At 72.9% G+C, this 15398-nt stretch carries 10 protein-coding genes; 6 read left to right on the plus strand and 4 right to left on the minus strand.

Translation table 11 applies throughout. The annotated features are described in order from the left end of the window. Window positions 1-6: 6 nt before the first annotated feature. Window positions 7-924, minus strand: coding sequence for a Ku protein (locus WMF42_RS12910; RefSeq protein ID WP_437692144.1), 918 nt, complete (start codon window positions 922-924; stop codon window positions 7-9). A 200-nt stretch (window positions 925-1124) separates the two neighbouring features. On the opposite strand from WMF42_RS12910, the gene WMF42_RS12915 reads away from it, so the two are divergent. Next, entirely contained in the window at window positions 1125-1724 is a 600-nt protein-coding gene (locus WMF42_RS12915; protein WP_437692146.1) for a cysteine hydrolase family protein, read from the plus strand. A 64-nt stretch (window positions 1725-1788) separates the two neighbouring features. On the opposite strand, the gene WMF42_RS12920 is transcribed toward WMF42_RS12915, so the two are convergent. From WMF42_RS12920 to WMF42_RS12930, 3 genes are all read right to left on the minus strand, one after another. Further along, window positions 1789-2334 (minus strand): hypothetical protein, encoded by a 546-nt coding sequence (locus WMF42_RS12920; protein ID WP_061609021.1) that lies wholly within the window; start codon window positions 2332-2334, stop codon window positions 1789-1791. A gap of 38 nt (window positions 2335-2372) precedes the next feature. Further along, window positions 2373-2846, minus strand: coding sequence for a BON domain-containing protein (locus tag WMF42_RS12925; protein ID WP_233561662.1), 474 nt, complete (start codon window positions 2844-2846; stop codon window positions 2373-2375). 378 nt (window positions 2847-3224) lie between these two features. Continuing rightward, the gene (locus WMF42_RS12930) at window positions 3225-8333 is read right to left on the minus strand and encodes a sigma 54-interacting transcriptional regulator (RefSeq protein WP_437692149.1); all 5109 of its coding nucleotides are present in this window, start codon (window positions 8331-8333) and stop codon (window positions 3225-3227) included. A gap of 125 nt (window positions 8334-8458) precedes the next feature. Here WMF42_RS12930 and WMF42_RS12935 point away from each other — a divergent pair, with 125 nt between their 5' ends. From WMF42_RS12935 to WMF42_RS12955, 5 genes are all read left to right on the plus strand, one after another. Beyond that, the gene (locus WMF42_RS12935; RefSeq protein ID WP_061609930.1) at window positions 8459-9178 is read left to right on the plus strand and encodes a hypothetical protein; all 720 of its coding nucleotides are present in this window, start codon (window positions 8459-8461) and stop codon (window positions 9176-9178) included. Between the two features lie 143 nt (window positions 9179-9321). Then, window positions 9322-10452, plus strand: coding sequence for a Kazal-type serine protease inhibitor family protein (locus WMF42_RS12940; protein WP_437692151.1), 1131 nt, complete (start codon window positions 9322-9324; stop codon window positions 10450-10452). 308 nt (window positions 10453-10760) lie between these two features. After that, complete coding sequence (locus WMF42_RS12945; RefSeq protein ID WP_437694268.1) at window positions 10761-11930, plus strand: MFS transporter; 1170 nt, start codon at window positions 10761-10763, stop codon at window positions 11928-11930. Between the two features lie 34 nt (window positions 11931-11964). Further along, complete coding sequence (locus WMF42_RS12950; protein WP_437692153.1) at window positions 11965-13314, plus strand: hypothetical protein; 1350 nt, start codon at window positions 11965-11967, stop codon at window positions 13312-13314. Further along, window positions 13311-14954, plus strand: a complete 1644-nt coding sequence (locus WMF42_RS12955; protein WP_437692155.1) for a tetratricopeptide repeat protein — start codon at window positions 13311-13313, stop codon at window positions 14952-14954. Before WMF42_RS12950 ends, WMF42_RS12955 begins: the two co-directional genes overlap by 4 nt. The last annotated feature ends 444 nt before the right edge of the window (window positions 14955-15398 follow it).

A 15398-nucleotide genomic window follows, 5' to 3' on the forward strand; every position in this document is an offset into this window, starting at 1 on the left:
GCGGCGTCATGCGGCCCGGCGCGAGCCGCTCTTCTTCTTCGGGGTGTCCGTCCTGCGCACCTTCGGGCGGGCGTCGCTCGACCCCTTGTCGTCGTTCGCGGCCTTCCCGCCCTTCTCGCCGAGGCTCTTCTTGAGCAGCGCGATGAGGTCGACCGTGCCTGGTTCGCGGGGGCGGTCCTCGTCCTCGGAGGCCTCCGCGGGGGTCGTTGTCTGGCCGGATTTCACCTTCTTCTCGATGAGCTTCATCACGTCGTCGCGGTACTCATCCTTGTATTTCTCCGGCTTCCACGCGGTGGACATCTCGGCCACGAGCCGCTCTGCCATCTCGAGCTCCCGCTTGCCGAGGCCCTTCCCCTCGGCGTCCATCTCGGGCAGATCGAGCTCCTCGTCGGTGCGGAGCTCGTGCGCGAACCGGAGCAGGTTCAGCACGAGCGCGCGGCCGTGCGGCCTCACCGCGGCGAGGTGCTCGCGCGTCCGGATCACGACCTTCGCGATCCCGACCTTCCCCGTCTTCCGCAGCGCCTCGCGCAGGAGCACGTACGCCGTCACGGGGGATTTCTTCTTGCTGTTCTGTGACGCCGGGGCGAGGTAATACGGCTTGTCGTAGTACATCGGGTCGATGTCGGCCTCGTCCACGAAATCGAGGATGTCCACGGTCTGCGTCGCCTCGACGTTCGCGCGGCGCAGGTCCTCGTCGGACATCACGACATACTCGCCCTTCTCGTACGGATAGCCACGGACGATATCGTCCCAGCTCACCGGCTCGCCCGTCTCCCGGTTCACGCGCTCGTAGCGGATCGGGGTCATGTTCCGCTTGTCGAGCTGCGTGAAGTGGAGCTCGTTGGGCTCCTCTGCAGGGTAGAGGGCCACCGGGATCTGCACGAGCCCGAAGCTGATACTCCCTTTCCAGATGCTGCGCGGCATGCGCTCTCCTTCCACCCTGGTCCCGCCAGAGGTCCGTTCGAGGTGTGTGACCGGAGAGCAATGCAAGCCGGCGGCCGACGGTCCTATCCGGCCGTTTCAGCCGTGCGTCCTGGAGCGACGTCGCGTTTCGCCACAGCGGGCTGGGCGGCGTGACGATTGCTGCCCCGCTCGTCCGGGTTCGTTGTATACGAACAGGCGACATGCCGCGGCGGACCCACGACCTGCACGGAGCTGCGCCGGACGACAGCCGGACGGCGCTGCTCCTCATCGACGTCATCAACGACCTGGAATTCCCGGAAGGCGACCGGCTGCTCGCCCACGCGCTGCCGATGGCGCACCGCATCCGGGCGCTCAAGCAGCGGTGTCGGGACGCCGGCATCCCCGCGGTCTACGTGAACGACAACTTCGGTCGATGGCAGTCCAACTTCCACCGGCAGATCGAGCACTGCCTCGCGGAGGGCGTCCGCGGCCGGGAGATCGCGGCGCTGCTGCGGCCTGCAGAGGACGATTATTTCGTGTTGAAGCCCAAGCACTCGGGCTTCTACGGCACCACGCTCGAGATCCTGCTCGAGTCCCTCGGCGTGCAGACGCTCCTCCTCACCGGCATGGCGGGGAACATCTGCGTCCTGTTCACGGCGAACGACGCCTACATGCGGGATTACCGGCTGATCGTCCCCTCGGACTGCGTGGCTTCGGAGGGCGAGGAGGACAACGCGTATGCGCTGCGCCAGATGCAGCGCTTCCTCAAGGCCGATATCCGGTCGTCCGACGAGATCGACCTCGAGCGGCTGCCCGCCTGACGCCACCGGGGGGGCCGGGCGCCGGGCGAGCAGTCGCTCTTTGGTCACGTGGTGCGGGGCACGCTCAGGCGAGCGCCTTGTCCTTCGACGAGATGCCCTCTTCGGTGAGGACCGCGATGTCGGTCGCTCCGCCGCGCTCGAGGACCTGCTTGGCCAGCGAGCGCTCGTTGCTGTTCTCGACGTGGACCGAGATCAGGATGTTGCCGCCCTTGATCTTGCCCTCGTACTGCTTGGCCTCCACCTCGGGGATGCCGAGGCCGATGAGCGCGCCGGTCACGCCGCCGACCGCTGCGCCGGCCGCCGCGCCGCTCAGCGCGGCCATGATCGGGCCGGCCGCGATGAACGGCCCGAGCCCGGGGATGGCGAGCGCGCCGATGCCGGCGAGCAGGCCGATGGTCCCGCCGATCGCGCCGCCCGCGCTCGCGCCGGCCGTCGCGCCCTCGGGCGCCTTCGTGTTCTTCTCGTGCGCGAAGTCCCGAGTCCCATGCTTGTCGGGGAAGAGCGCCGAGATGTCGCTGCTCATGAAGCCGGCGCGCTGTAGCTCACCGACGATGATGTCTGCCTGAGCGAGCGTGCTCACGAGGCCCAGGACCGCTTTCTTCGTTGCCATGGTGTCATCCCTTTCGGACTGGTTCCGTTTGGACTGGTTCAGTCCACGTCCACTTCGAGCTGGTTGTCGACCCGCTGCACGCCGGGGATCCCTTGTGCGATCGCGGCGATGTCAGCCTTCTCCTTGTCGCTCTTCACCGGGCCGCGCAGCGTGACGACTTGCCCGTTGGTGATGATCTTGACGTTCTTGGCGTTCATCGACAGCGTATCGTTCGCCACAACCGCCTGCCGGATCTTCTGCGTGATCGTGCGATCGGCCTCGTTCTCGCCCTGATCCCCGGGGGTCAGCGCGGCGGGATCGCGGTCGCGATCGTTCTTGTCCGTGTTGTCGGCCGCCGCCGGCGTGGGGTTGTTCGCCCGCTGGGCGACCTCACCCGGCACCGTCGCTTTATTGTCGTCCGAGCGAGGCGTGCCTTCCGCTCTATCGCAGGCCGCGGCCGCGACCGAGAGAGACATCATGAGGAAGAGTTTCGCTGTGTTCATGCCCCGACGCCTTCGCAAGGCGCGGGCCATCGAGCGAAGAGAGCGCCTGTCGACCCGCTCCTGTGGCCGGGGCGGATCGGGATCGCGGCGAGAGATGCCTTTTACCGCGCTGCATCGTGGAGGACTCATCCGCGTGCTCGTGCCGCGACGCAGGGCGGTGACCGGGCTCAGGCTCTATTTCATGGCGGAGCGCCCCATGTGAGGCGAAGTGCCCCGTGCAGCCGCCGGCAGAACAGGGAGAATCGGTCATCCAGGACGAAACTGCACCGATCCGGTGTGTGCCTGTGGCGGGGCCGTGAAGAGCGCGCGTCGCGGGCGCTCGCTCTGGCCTGATCGTTCGCGGTCCGAGCCCGTCGCGGGCGTACGACCTTGGCAGCTCGTCCGTTCTCGCGGCGCGCGCTGTGGAGGTCAGTCCTCGCGGGGGCTCGTCGGGCGCTCGATCCCGAGCCGCCGCAGCTTCCGGTAGAACGTCGCCCTGGACATCCCCGCCTCGCGCGCGGCCTGCAGGGCGTTCCAGCCTGTGCGCTCGAGCGCGGCGAGCAGCGCGGCGCGCTCGTCGCGCAGGGATCTCGGCGCCCCGCGGCCGCCGTCCCGCGGCGGGGGCAGGTCGACGTCGTCGGGGCCGATCTTGCGGCCGTCGCACAGGACGACCGCCTTGGTGATCACGTTCTCCAGCTCGCGCACGTTGCCGGGCCAGCCGTGCTGGCCGAGCCGCCGCAGCGCCTCGCGCGAGAGCTGCGGGGCCGGGCGGCCGAGCTGCTCGGCGGCGCGGCGCACGAAGTGGAGCGCGAGCTCGGGCAGGTCCTCGAGCCGGTCGCGCAGCGGCGGCAGGCGGATCTGGACCACGGCGACGCGGTAGTAGAGGTCCTCGCGGAAGCGCCCGCGCGCTGTCTCGGCGAGCAGGTCGCGGTTCGTGGCGCAGACGAGGCGGAAGTCGACGCGCACGGCCTCGGCGCTTCCCACGGGGCGCACCTCGCGCTCCTGGAGCACGCGGAGCAGCTTCGCCTGCACCTCGAGCGGCATCTCGCCGAGCTCGTCGAGGAACAGCGTCCCGCCGCGCGCCGCGACGACGAGGCCGCTGCGGTCCCGGTCGGCCCCGGTGAACGCGCCGCGCACGTGGCCGAAGAGCTCGGACTCGAGCAGCGCGGCGGGGAGCGCGGCGCAGTTGATCCCCATGAACGGGCCGCTCTTCCGGGGGCCGGCGAAGTGGATGGCGCGCGCGACGAGCTCCTTGCCGGTGCCGCTCTCGCCGGTCACGAGCACGCTGACCGGCGTGTCGACCACGCGGTCGAGCGTGGCGAACACCGCGCGGAGGGCGGGGCCGCGCCCCACGATGGCGCCGTAGTCGTAGCGGTGCTCGAGGGCCTGCTGGCGGACGAGCACCTCTTCCTGGAGGCGGTCGATCTCGGCGGCCTGGCCGCGCAGGAGCTCCTCGACGCGGCGCCGCTCGGCCTCGAGCTCCGTTGTGCGGCGGCGCAGGTCCTCGACGAGGCGCGCGTTGCGCAGGGCGAGGGCGACCTGGTCGGCGAAGGCGAGGAGCAGGTCGACGTCCTCGGTGGCGAAGCGCGCGCGCCGGAAGCGGTTGTCGAGGTAGAGGGCGCCGAGCACGCCGTCCGGCGAGCGGATGGGCACGGCGATGACGGACCGGAGCCGCATGGCGTGGACCGACGCATGTTCTCGGAATCGTTCGTCTTCCTGGGCGTCCACGGTGACCACGGGCTCCTGCGTGGCGATGGCGCGCTCGGCGATGCTGTAGCTGAACTTGAGGTGGCTCCTGCCGACCTTCTCCCGGTCGACGTTGCGGGCGACGGCCACGCGGAGCTCGCCGCCCGGCTGCTCGAGGAGCAGGAACCCGCGCTCGGCGGCGGTGAGGTCGATCGCGGCGTCCATGGCCATGGCGAGGATGTCGGCTGTCTCGACGGAGGAGTTGAGCTTGCGGAACACCTCGAGGAGCCGCTCGAGCTTGGCCGCGCGCCCCGGCGCGGGCGGCGCCTCGGCGGCGCCGGGCGGCGCGGCTGCCTCGGCCGGCGGCGCGGGCCGGGCGGCGCGGCGGCGGGGGTGCATCCAGAAGGCGTGCTGGAGGGCCTCCGGGAGCGAGCGCGCCATGGCGGTCCAGGCGGCGGCGGCGCGGCCGCGCTGCGTGGCGGCGGCCTCGGGCTCGCCGGCGAGCTCCGCGGCGTCGGCGAGGGCGAGGCGGACGTCGGCGACGAGGTCGGGCTGCGCGGCGCGCTCGGCGAGGCCGAGGGCGCGCTCGAGGAGCTCCCGGGCGGCGGCGGGATTGGGCTGACCGGGGTTGAGCTGACCGGGGTTGAGCTGACCGAGGTTGGGGTTGAGCTGACCGGGGTTGAGCTGACCGGGGTTGAGCTGACCGAGGTTGAGCTGACCGGGGTTGAGCTGACCGAGGTTGGGTTGACCGAGGTTGGGGTTGGCCTGACCGAGGTTGGGGTTGGCCTGACCGAGGTTGGGGTTGGCCTGACCGAGGTTGGGGTTGGCCTGACCGAGGTTGCGGTCGCCGCCGTCCCCCTCCAGCAGCGCGAGCCGCCCCTCGAGCAGCGCGGCGCGCGCCCCCAGGTCGGGCGCTCCCCGCACGGCCCCGTGCCCGAGCGCCCGGCCGAGCGCCGCGCGGGCCTCGTCCAGCGCCCCGCGCGCCAGGTGCGCCCGGCACAGCTCGAGCTCCTCCTCGACGACCTCGCGCTGCGCCCCCTGCGCCTCGAAGCCGCCCCGCGACCGCTCGAAGCAGCGCGCCGCCTCCTCGGCGTCGCCGGCCGCGAGCGCGCAGTCCCCGAGGACCGACGCCGCCGCCGCCGCGAAGAACGGCGCCCCCCGCCGCGCCGCCTCCGCCTCTACGCGCGACGCCACCCGCGCGGCGCGCTCGAACGCCCCCACGTCCGCCCACAGCTTCGCCAGGTCGAAGTCGAGGACCAGCACCAGGTCCGCCTGCCCCAGGGCCGACGCGAGCCGCGCCCCCCGCTCGTAGGCCGCCAGCGCCTCCCCCAGCTCGCCCGACTGGTGGCACGCCGTCCCCACGTTGAGGCTGCACCGCGCCACGAGGTCCCCCAGCCCGTGCTCCTCCGCCGTGGCGAGCGCCTGCCGGTAGCCCACGAGCGCCGCCTCCAGCTCCCCCGCGCGGAACGCGTCGATCGCCTGGTACGACAGCGCCCGCACAAGCGCCCGCGGCGCGCGCCTGTCGCGGTGCAGCCCGGCCGCCAGCCCCAGGTGCAGCCCCGCCAGCCGCCGCTCGCCGAGGTAGCTCGCCGCCACGCCCACGTCCTCGTGCAGGCTCGCGAGCACCTCCGGGTCGTCGCACCAGCCGAGCGCCGGCTCCGCGCGCGCCCGCGCCTCCGCGTGCGATCCGAGCCGCAGCAGCGCCCGGCCCGCGAGATCCGCGAGCCCCGCGCGCTCGCGCGGCGTGAGCGCGCCCGCCTCCCCGCCGGCCCGCTCGGCCTCCTCCAGCCGCGCCAGCGCCGCCGTCGGGTCCCCCAGCTCGAGAAGGCACGCCCCGAGCCGCGCCAGCGCCTGCCCCCGCCGCGCCCCCAGCCCCGCCGCCCCGTCCCCCTCCAGGAGCTGCTCCAGCACCTCGCGCGCCCGCCCCGCGCGCCCGCCGCACTGGAGCGTCGACGCGATCTCGAGCCGCGTCACCGCCGCCGTCGCCGCCTCGAGCAGCGCCTCCGCGGCCGCCGCCCACGCCCGCGGGTCCGCCTCGCGCTCGGCCCGCCGCGCCAGGAACAGCCGCTCGGCGGCCGCCGCGTCGCCCGACAGCGCCAGGTGCAGCACCTGCTGCTCCACCCGCGCCGGGTACGCCCCCGCCACCCGCGCGTGCGCCGCCCGGACCGCCTCGCCCCCGAGCGCCTCCAGCAGCGCGGCGATCGGCCCCGCGCGCGTCAGCGTCCACCCCCCCGCCGCCCGCGCCGCGACGCCCCGGGCCGCCAGCTCGGCCAGGTGCGCGACAGGCAGCCCGAGCGCCGGCAGCTCCTCGTCCGCGACAGCGCCGCCCTGCACGGCCAGCGTCGCCACCGCGTCGCGCAGCGACCCCCGCAGCCCCCGCAGCCGCAGCGCGTAGCGCGCGCTCGCCCCCGGCGTCGTCGCGTCGAGCCCCGCGATGTCCCCGCTCTCCCCGAGCCGCCCCGCCGTCACAACGAGGTCCGCTGGCCACCCCGCGCTCGCGCGCCGCACCACCTCGGCCGCGTCCCCCAGGCCGATGTCGTCCATCCAGCGCTGCACCGCCTCGCCCCCGAGCGGCGGCAGCGCCACCTCGCGCGCGCTCCGCCCCGCCTCCGCCGCCACGGCGGCGAGCGGCGCCCGGCCGCCCCCGTGCGGCGCGCGCTCGGCCGCGAGGAGCAGGACCGGATCCTCGGGCCCGAGCAGCCGGACCAGCGCCTCGAGCATCTCCCGGTCCGCCCCGGTCACCTCGTCGGCGTCGTCGAGCACGAGCACAAGCGCCTCGGTCTCCGCCCCCGACCGCCCCCGCGTCAGGCGCTCGTGCGCGCGCAGGGCGCCGAGCGCGCCGGCGGGGAGCGCCTCCTCGCCTGTCGCGCGGCGGAGCATCGAGGCGACAGGCGCCGCGGTCCGCGCGAACCCCTCCACGGCCTCCATCCCGAGCTCGGCGTTCCACTTCGCCTCGCGCAGCACGCGGCTCTTCCCGCACCCCGGCTCCCCGGCGATCACGCATAGGCGCGGCCCGCGCTCCCCGCGCTGGAGCGCCTCCAGCGCCTCGGCGACGGCGCGCATCTCGCCGTCGCGCCCCACGAGGTGGGGCGGCTCCGGCGGCGGCGGGGCCAGCGCGCGCGGCGACGCGCCCACCCAGTCGAGCACCTCGCCCGCGTCGGCCGGCCGGTCGCGCGGCTCCGGCCGCACGAGCCGCTCGACCAGCGCGCCCACCGCCTCCGGCAGCGGCTCGGCGAGGACCGGGGCCACGGCGGCGAGGGTGCGGCCGAGCGAGAAGAGGTCCGCGCGGCCGTCGGCCGGCTCGCCGCGGATCACCTCCGGCGCGAGGTAGCCCTGGGTCCCGGAGACGCCGCCGTCGGGCCTCGCGCCGAGCCGCGCCGCGCACGACAGATCGATCAGCACAGCGCGCCCCGACGCGCCGACGAGGATGTTGGCCGGCTTCACGTCGCCGTGCCGGATGCGCGCGCGGTGGAGGAACCGCAGCGCGTCGAGCACGTCCACGATCGCGGCCCGCACCTCCTCGAAGCGCCGGCCTGTCACGTACTCGTCGAGGGGCGCGCCGAGCACCGCCTCCGACGTGAAGTAGAACCGCGGCTCGCCGGCTCCGGGTTCCCGGAGCATGCCGAAGTCGTGCACCCGGACGAGGTGGGGGTGGAAGAGGCCCGCCAGCATCCTGAACTCGCCGCGGAACGCCGCCCGCTCCGCCGTGCGCGCGCGCCCGAGCAGCTTCAGACAGATGTCGCGGCCGAGCGCCTCGTCCCGCGCGAGCCACGCCGTGGCGAGCCCCCCGCGCCCCAGGGGCCGGATCAGGCGGTAGCGGCGGGCGACGAGCGTTCCTTCGGCCGGGATCACGTGCACAGTGTATCACCATTGTGCCATATGAGACAGTGAGACAGCTTATGAGACACTTGTGCCTTGGTTTTCGCGTTGATTTCCGTCCTTTTTCGTTCGGCACCACCCTTGCTCTAAGGACCGGCATGGCGATGCGGACGACAGCCAGACACGGAGACCGGCGGGGCGCGGTCGTTGCCCTGCTCTCGGTGCTCCTCGGCGGCTGCGTCGTGAGCCCGCAGCCGAGCCCGCCGGTCCACGAGCCGATCCTGGACGGGGGGCTCATCGGGGTGCCCGAGAGCTTCGTGAAGCAGGAGCAGATCTCCCTCCAGGGCCAGCCGGGGGCGGTCGAGCCGGCCGCGGGCGTCGTCCTGGTGACGAACCTCGACAGCCTCGACGCCCCGGTGCTCGCGGAGGTGGCCGACGACGGCAGCTTCCTGGTCACCCTGACGGCCGCCGAGGAGCACGTCCTGCGGATCCAGGCGAAGCAGGGCGAGCGCCGCTCGGCGCCGGTGGACGTCGTGCTCGCGGGGTCGCCCATCAGCGGCACGCACCGGGCGCTCGATCATCTGCCCTGCCTCGAGATCGACACGTGGGTCTCGCTCGAGGGCGGCGCCGGCGCCCGCGACGTGGTCGTCCGCAACACGTGCCTCGAGGACGTCGCCATCGAGGCGCCGCGCCTGCGGCGGGGCGCCGCGCCGTTCAGCGTCAGCCCGGCGGCGGCCTTCGTTGTGCCGGCGGGCGAGACGGGCCTGGTCACCGTGCGCGCGGACGGCGGCGGGGTGGAGCGCGAGGACGTGCTCTTCCTCGACGTCACGTCGCCCGAGCCTGGGCGACGCGCGCTGACGCTCACGCTCTCCGACTGAGCGGTCGGGGGGCGTTCGGGAAGACGACACCGGATCACGCGCCGCGCCTGCGCGCGGCGTCCTGGGCCCCTCCTCGGGAGGGGAGGGGCTCTCTCATGTCTTTCGCCTCGCCGTCCGCGGCGGGGCCCTGTTGGAGGAACATCATGAACATCCAGAATCGTCTCAAGAATAGCCGACTCGGTTCCGTTCTCTGGCTCGCGCTCTCGATCGCCCCGTTCACCGTGGGCTGTCAGGTGGACGTGAGCGACGGCAGCAGCGGCAGCCTCGACTCCGACGCGGAGGAGGTGAGGGGCGGCGGCGGGCAAGGTCGCGCATGCGGCGGCCTCCTGGGGCTCAGCTGTCGGTCTGGGTTCTTCTGCGACTACGAGCTCGAGGCCATGTGCGGCGCGTTCGACCAGACGGGCACCTGCGAGCGCATCCCCGAGGTGTGCACGCGGGAGTACAACCCGGTCTGCGGCTGTGACGGCAAGACGTACGGCAACGAGTGCGAGGCGAACGGCGCGGGCGTCTCGGTGTCGGCGCGCGGCGAGTGCGCGCCGCCTCCGCGGCAGGAGTGCGGCGGCCTGCTGGGCCTCGCGTGCGACGAGGGGTCCTTCTGCGACTTCGCGCCCGACGCGATGTGCGGCGCGGCCGATCAGACGGGCGTCTGCGTGCCCACGCCGGAGGGGTGCACGAAGGAGTTCGCCCCGGTCTGCGGCTGCGACGGCAACACCTACAGCAACGCGTGCATGGCGAACGCGGCGGGCGTCTCGGTGGCGTCGCGCGGCGAGTGCGCGCCGGCGCCGGGCGGCGGTGTGGGCGACGCGTGCGGCACCCGCGGCGCCGCCGAGTGCGCCCCCGGGCTCTTCTGCGACTTCCCGCCCAGGGCCGACTGCGGCTCGTTCGACCTGCCGGGCGCCTGCGCGCCGATGCCGGAGGCGTGCACGTTCCAGTACGACCCTGTCTGCGGCTGCGACGGCAAGACGTACGGCAACGCGTGCGCCGCGAACGCGGCGGGCGTCTCGGTGGCGTCGAGCGGCGAGTGCGCTCCTGCCCCGGAGAAGATCTGCGGCGGCCTGCTGGGCCTCGAGTGCGACGCCGGTTCCTTCTGCAACTACAGCCTCGAGGCGATGTGCGGCGCGGCCGATATGACCGGCGTCTGCGACCCCATCCCCGAGGCCTGCACGGAGGAGTACAACCCTGTGTGCGGCTGCGACGACAGGACGTACGGCAACGCGTGCGCCGCGAACTCGGCGGGCGTCGCGGTGGCCTCGCGCGGCGAGTGCCGCCGGTGAGCTAGCGCCGCGGGAGCCGTCCGGGCCGCGCCCCTCGCGGACTCGACTCGGCGGCTCCCGCCGCTCGCTCCTTGCTCCCGAGCACTCCTGATCAGGAAAAGCCGCACGCGTCTGTGCGATTGATGCGGGAGGGCACGCGGCGTATGCCTGCGCTGCCCTCCTTGCTCATGTCTCCCCTGCAGACCTCCTCCGCGTCCTCGCCGGGCGCGTCGTCGCCTGGCACGTCGTCGCCTGGCACGCCCCCGTTTGCCGCGCCGTCGTCCGGCGCTTCCTCGCCTGGGTCGCTGCGCCTCGGGCTTGTCTGGCTGATGGCGGCGGCCTCGGGCGTCACGGTGGCGAACCTCTATTACAACCAGCCGTTGCTCGGAGACATCGCCCGTGATCTCGGCGGCTCGGGCGGCCTGCTCGGGCTTGTGCCCACGATGACGCAGGTGGGGTATGCGGCGGGGATGCTGCTGCTTGTGCCGCTCGGCGACAGCCACGAGCGGCGGCGGCTCATCGTGGTGATGGCGGCGCTGGCGAGCGTCGCCCTGCTCGGCGCGGCGCTCGCCCCGGGGTTGTCGTGGCTGGTCGGGGCGAGCTTCGCGGTCGGCATCACGAGCGTCGTGCCTCAGCTCCTCTTGCCGTTCGCGGCGCAGCTCGCGCCGGACGCGCAGCGCGGGCGCGTCGTCGGGATGGTGATGAGCGGCCTGCTCATCGGCATCCTCCTGTCGCGCACGGTGGCCGGCTTCGTCGGCACGCAGCTCGGCTGGCGTGCGGTGTTCTGGCTCGCGGCGGGGCTGATGCTCGCGCTCGGCCCGGTGCTGCGCCTGGCCTTGCCGTCGCAGCCGCCTGTCGCGCCGATGTCGTATCCCGAGCTCCTGCGCTCGCTGGGCCGCCTCGCCCGCGACGAGCCTGCGCTCCGGCTGCACTCCGCGCTCGGCGCGCTAACGTTCGGCGCGTTCAGCGCGTTCTGGGCGACGCTCGCGCTGTACCTCCAGAGCCTGCCCGGGCGCCACGGCCCCCAGACGGCCGGCCTCTTCGGCCTCGTCGGCGTGGCCGGCGCCGCCGCGGCGCCGCTCGTGGGCCGCTACGCCGACCTGCGCGGCGACAGGCGGATCAACGCGCTCGCGATCGCTGTGCTGCTCGCGTCCTTCGGGGTGCTGTGGCTGCTCGGAGGGTCCTTGTGGGGCATCGCGCTCGGCGTGGTGCTGCTCGATCTCGGGGCGCAGGCCAATCAGATATCGAATCAGGCGCGGGTGTACTCGCTGCGTCCCGAGGCGCGCAGCCGGATGAACACGATCTACATGACCACGTATTTCGTGGGCGGCGCGGCAGGCGCGTGGCTCGGCACCGCGGCCTGGACGCGCTGGGGCTGGACGGGGGTCTGCGCGGTGGGCGGGGGCATGTCGGCGGCGGCGCTGGCGCTGCTGTGGATCTGGGAGGCGCGGGGGGCGCGCGGAGGGGGGGCCGGCGGAGGGGGGGCCGGCGGAGGCTGAGGGCGGGGAGTGTGGTAGCCTGCAAGCCATCGCCATGAGCAGCATGGAAACCAGGGCCGTCCGGGAGCTCGCCGTGTCGAAGCGAGCGTTCTCCGTACCAGCGCGCTCGCTCGAGGATGCGGTCCGCCTCTGCGACCCGTTCAGCCCGCTGGACCCACGCGAGGACGCGCTCCTGCACGAGGACCTGAGCCGGATCCGGGGCGGCGACCGACTCGCCAGGATCGCGCGGAGCATCCGGCGCGCGGGCGGGACGCCCACGCTGCACCTCTTGAGCGGCCACATCGGGGGTGGCAAGACGACGGAGCTCCTCCTGATGAAGAAGCGGCTCGAGTCTGCCGAGGGCGGGGCGGCTCCTGTCACGACGCTCTTCCTCGACGCCGATGCGGTCCTCGACCGGACCGACGTCGATCTCGAGGACATCCTCGTCGCGCTCTGGGGTCTCGTGTACGAGAAGGAGCCAGTCGCCGCCGCGAAGACCCTCGGCGCGATCTGGAAGACCCAGATAGCCGACATTGTTCGCAAGGTGATCGCGAACCTGCCGGACAAGGTGCCCGACGCGGTGAACAAGCTGCTCGGCGACGTCCGCCTCGCCGGTGTGGACCAGAAGAAGACGGTGAGGACAGCCCTCGGCTCCGTGACCACCGCGCTCATCGAGGGGCTGAACCTCGCCTTCGACGAGATCCGGAGGACCCCGCCCAACGACCCTACCGGCCCGCTCGTGGTGCTGATCGACAACCTGGAGAAGCTCAGCGAGGGGCAGCGCGCCAGCGTCGAGCGGCTTTACCTCGACCGGATGGTGGCTTTGAAGCGCCTTGACGCGCACCTCGTGATCACGGTCCCGCTCTACCTTTGCTATGTGGCGGCGGGGGCCAGCCTGATCGGCCTGTACGGGGGAAATGTCGTGGTCCTGCCGATGATCGAGGTGCGGAAGCGGGCGGCAGACGGCGACGGGGACAACCAGGGTGGTCTCGACGCCCTGGTCCATCTGCTCGAGAGGCGGGTCGCGTTCGAGGAGCTCTTCGAGGAGGCGCGGGCTGCGGCAGCGCGGATTGCGCGGTACAGCGGCGGGTGCATCCGCCACGCGCTGCGCCTCGTGCTCGACGCCGTGAACGAGCACGACCAGCCCAGGGTCACGGCGGCCTCGATCGAGCGCGCGGCAGGCGGCATCCAGGCCGACTTCGAGCGGGCGCTCCCGGAGGCCTATGTGCCCATCCTCCGGCAGGTGGCGCGGGACAACCGTTTCCCCGACGGCTGCGACGACCAGGTCAAGCGGGAGCTGCTCCGGCACCTCTACGTCCTCGAGTACCAGAACGGCGAGCCGGACCCCTGGTGGGCGGTCCATCCGCTCGTGGAGCGGTGCCGCAAGTACCGCGAGAGCGCGTGAGCCAGGGGGCGCAGGAGCCGCTTGCGCTCCTCACCGCAGATTCGGAGCACAACCTCGACGTGCTCCGGCGCGGTCTGCGCCGGGCGGCGAGCTTCGCTTTCTACGTCGTCCTGGCCGCGGACGCTGCGCGGGCCGAGGTATTGCGTCGCCTCCGCGCGTGGAGCGGCTCGGGGGGCGTGCCCGAGCTGCGCTTCTTCGGGGAGGGGGCCGACGGGGCGGAGGAGGTCGCGCGGTTCCTCGCCGTCTCGGATCGAATCCACCCGCTCGCAGGCGCGGTGATCCCTGACGGCGTTGCTCTGGTCGACACCGGAGGTGGCGCCGTTGTCGCGTCGCTCAACATGGCGCGCGACGTCCTTGGCAAGCTCATTCGCGGGCCGCTCGTGCTGGTGATCGCGGCGGATCGCGCGGCGGAGCTGTCGGGGATGGCGCCGGATCTGTTCGATGTGCGGGCAGCGACGCTGGAGATCGCGTCGGTGCCCGGCGATCCTGCTCCGACGTTCGCGCTGCATTCCGCGGAGACGCGAGACAGGCCGCAGGCGCGGTCGCAGGCAGAGCTCCAGGCCGAGGCAGCCCGGTTGCGGGCGTTCGCTGACGACGAGATCCCGGCCGGCTCGCTCGCCGATGCCTGGCTCCGGCTCGGCCGTGCGTTCTTCGACGCGGCCGAGCTGGGCGAAGCCAGGGCGGCCGCTGAAGAGGCGCGGCGGCTCGCCGAGGGCGTCGGTTACACGAGCGGTGTCGGCGACGCACTGGCGCTCGAGGCGCAGGTGCTCGAGCAGACAGGGCCTGCGGAGGCATGGGAGCAGGCCTTGCGACGGGCTCTCGTGCTCCGTCGTGAGGCCGGTGATCCCGCCTGGACCGCGGTAGACCTGTGCAGGCTCGGGCGGGCTGTGGCGTTCCTGGGCCGGCCGGAAGAGGCCGAAGCGCTCCTGCGCGAGGCCATCGGCCTGTTCGAGAAGCTGGGCGAGGTCCGCGGGCGCGCCGTTGCATTGGGTTGTATCGCCGATCTTCTTGAGCGTCGTGGCCAGCTCGACGAAGCGCTCCGTATTCGCCAGCAGGAGGAGCTGCCTGTCTACGAACGCCTCGGCGACGCCGGCATTCTCGCCGTCACGCTGGGCAAGATCGCCGACATCTATCTCGCTCGTGGCCAGCTCGACGAAGCGCTCCGTATTCGCCAGCAGGAAGAGCTGCCCGTTCACGAGCGCCTTGGCGATGTGCGCTCCCGCGCCGTCACGCTCGGCAAGGTCGCCGACATCTATCATGCCCAGGGGAAGCTCGATGAGGCCCAGCGGCTCCTCGAGCGGGAAGTGCTCCCTGTCCATGAGCGCACAGGCGCTGTGAGGCTGCGCGCCGTCACGCTGGGCCAGATCGCTGGCGTGCTCCGGGCTCGAGGCGAACTGGATAAGGCCCTCCACCTCCTCGAGCGGGAAGTGCTGCCTGTACTCGATCGCCTCGGCGATATCCGCAGCAAGCTGTGCTGCGAGACCAACATGGCGATCATTCACCTCGAGCGGCACGCCCCCGGAGACAGCGAAGCCGCCGCCGAGCTGCTCCGTTCTGCCGGCCGCGATGCCGAGCGTCTTCGGCTGCCCGAGGCGGCGATGATCCGCGACCTGCGTCGCAACGCTGGTCTGGACCGCTGAACCCCAATCACGGCCCGCGTCTCGCCGTGGCGCAGCCGCGCAAGGCACCCGTCACGCTCTCGACCCGATGCGACGCGGCGCTCCTGTGCTCATCGATGATCTGACCCCCGGTCGGCCGTGAACGGGTCCACCTCTGTAGAGCGGCATCGGTCTGGGCCTGTCGAAGGGCCGGATGTCACCGCCCGTACGCGGTCCCGCCGAGGTGTTACCGATCGTAACGCGGCCTCGCCGAACGAGCCCACTCGCGCGTCTGCCGCCGGTGAAACGTGTAGGCCCTCCAATCCTCGTGTGGTACAGCAGAGCGCGCGTGTGAGGAGCAATGGCATCGACTCGCGCTCTCGCGCGCGCCGCCCGACACCGACGGCGGGCAACGCTGCCATCTGATTGAACTCTTTGACCGGCCCGGTTGCCGCATCACGCAGGGCGGGGATCCGTCTGGATCTG

The organism is Sorangium sp. So ce176 (genome assembly GCF_051519835.1).
Lineage (GTDB): Bacteria > Myxococcota_A > Polyangia > Polyangiales > Polyangiaceae > Sorangium > Sorangium cellulosum_G.

Excerpts from the sequence above, each read along its gene's own strand:
- WMF42_RS12925 (WP_233561662.1), bottom strand. The coding sequence starts at position 2,846 with ATGGCCCGCGCCTTGCGAAGGCGTCGGGGCATGAACACAGCGAAACTC.
- WMF42_RS12940 (WP_437692151.1), top strand. The coding sequence starts at position 9,322 with ATGAACATCCAGAATCGTCTCAAGAATAGCCGACTCGGTTCCGTTCTC.
- WMF42_RS12935 (WP_061609930.1), top strand. The coding sequence starts at position 8,459 with ATGGCGATGCGGACGACAGCCAGACACGGAGACCGGCGGGGCGCGGTC.
- WMF42_RS12950 (WP_437692153.1), top strand. The coding sequence starts at position 11,965 with ATGAGCAGCATGGAAACCAGGGCCGTCCGGGAGCTCGCCGTGTCGAAG.
- WMF42_RS12910 (WP_437692144.1), bottom strand. The coding sequence starts at position 924 with ATGCCGCGCAGCATCTGGAAAGGGAGTATCAGCTTCGGGCTCGTGCAG.
- WMF42_RS12945 (WP_437694268.1), top strand. The coding sequence starts at position 10,761 with ATGGCGGCGGCCTCGGGCGTCACGGTGGCGAACCTCTATTACAACCAG.
- WMF42_RS12920 (WP_061609021.1), bottom strand. The coding sequence starts at position 2,334 with ATGGCAACGAAGAAAGCGGTCCTGGGCCTCGTGAGCACGCTCGCTCAG.
- WMF42_RS12915 (WP_437692146.1), top strand. The coding sequence starts at position 1,125 with ATGCCGCGGCGGACCCACGACCTGCACGGAGCTGCGCCGGACGACAGC.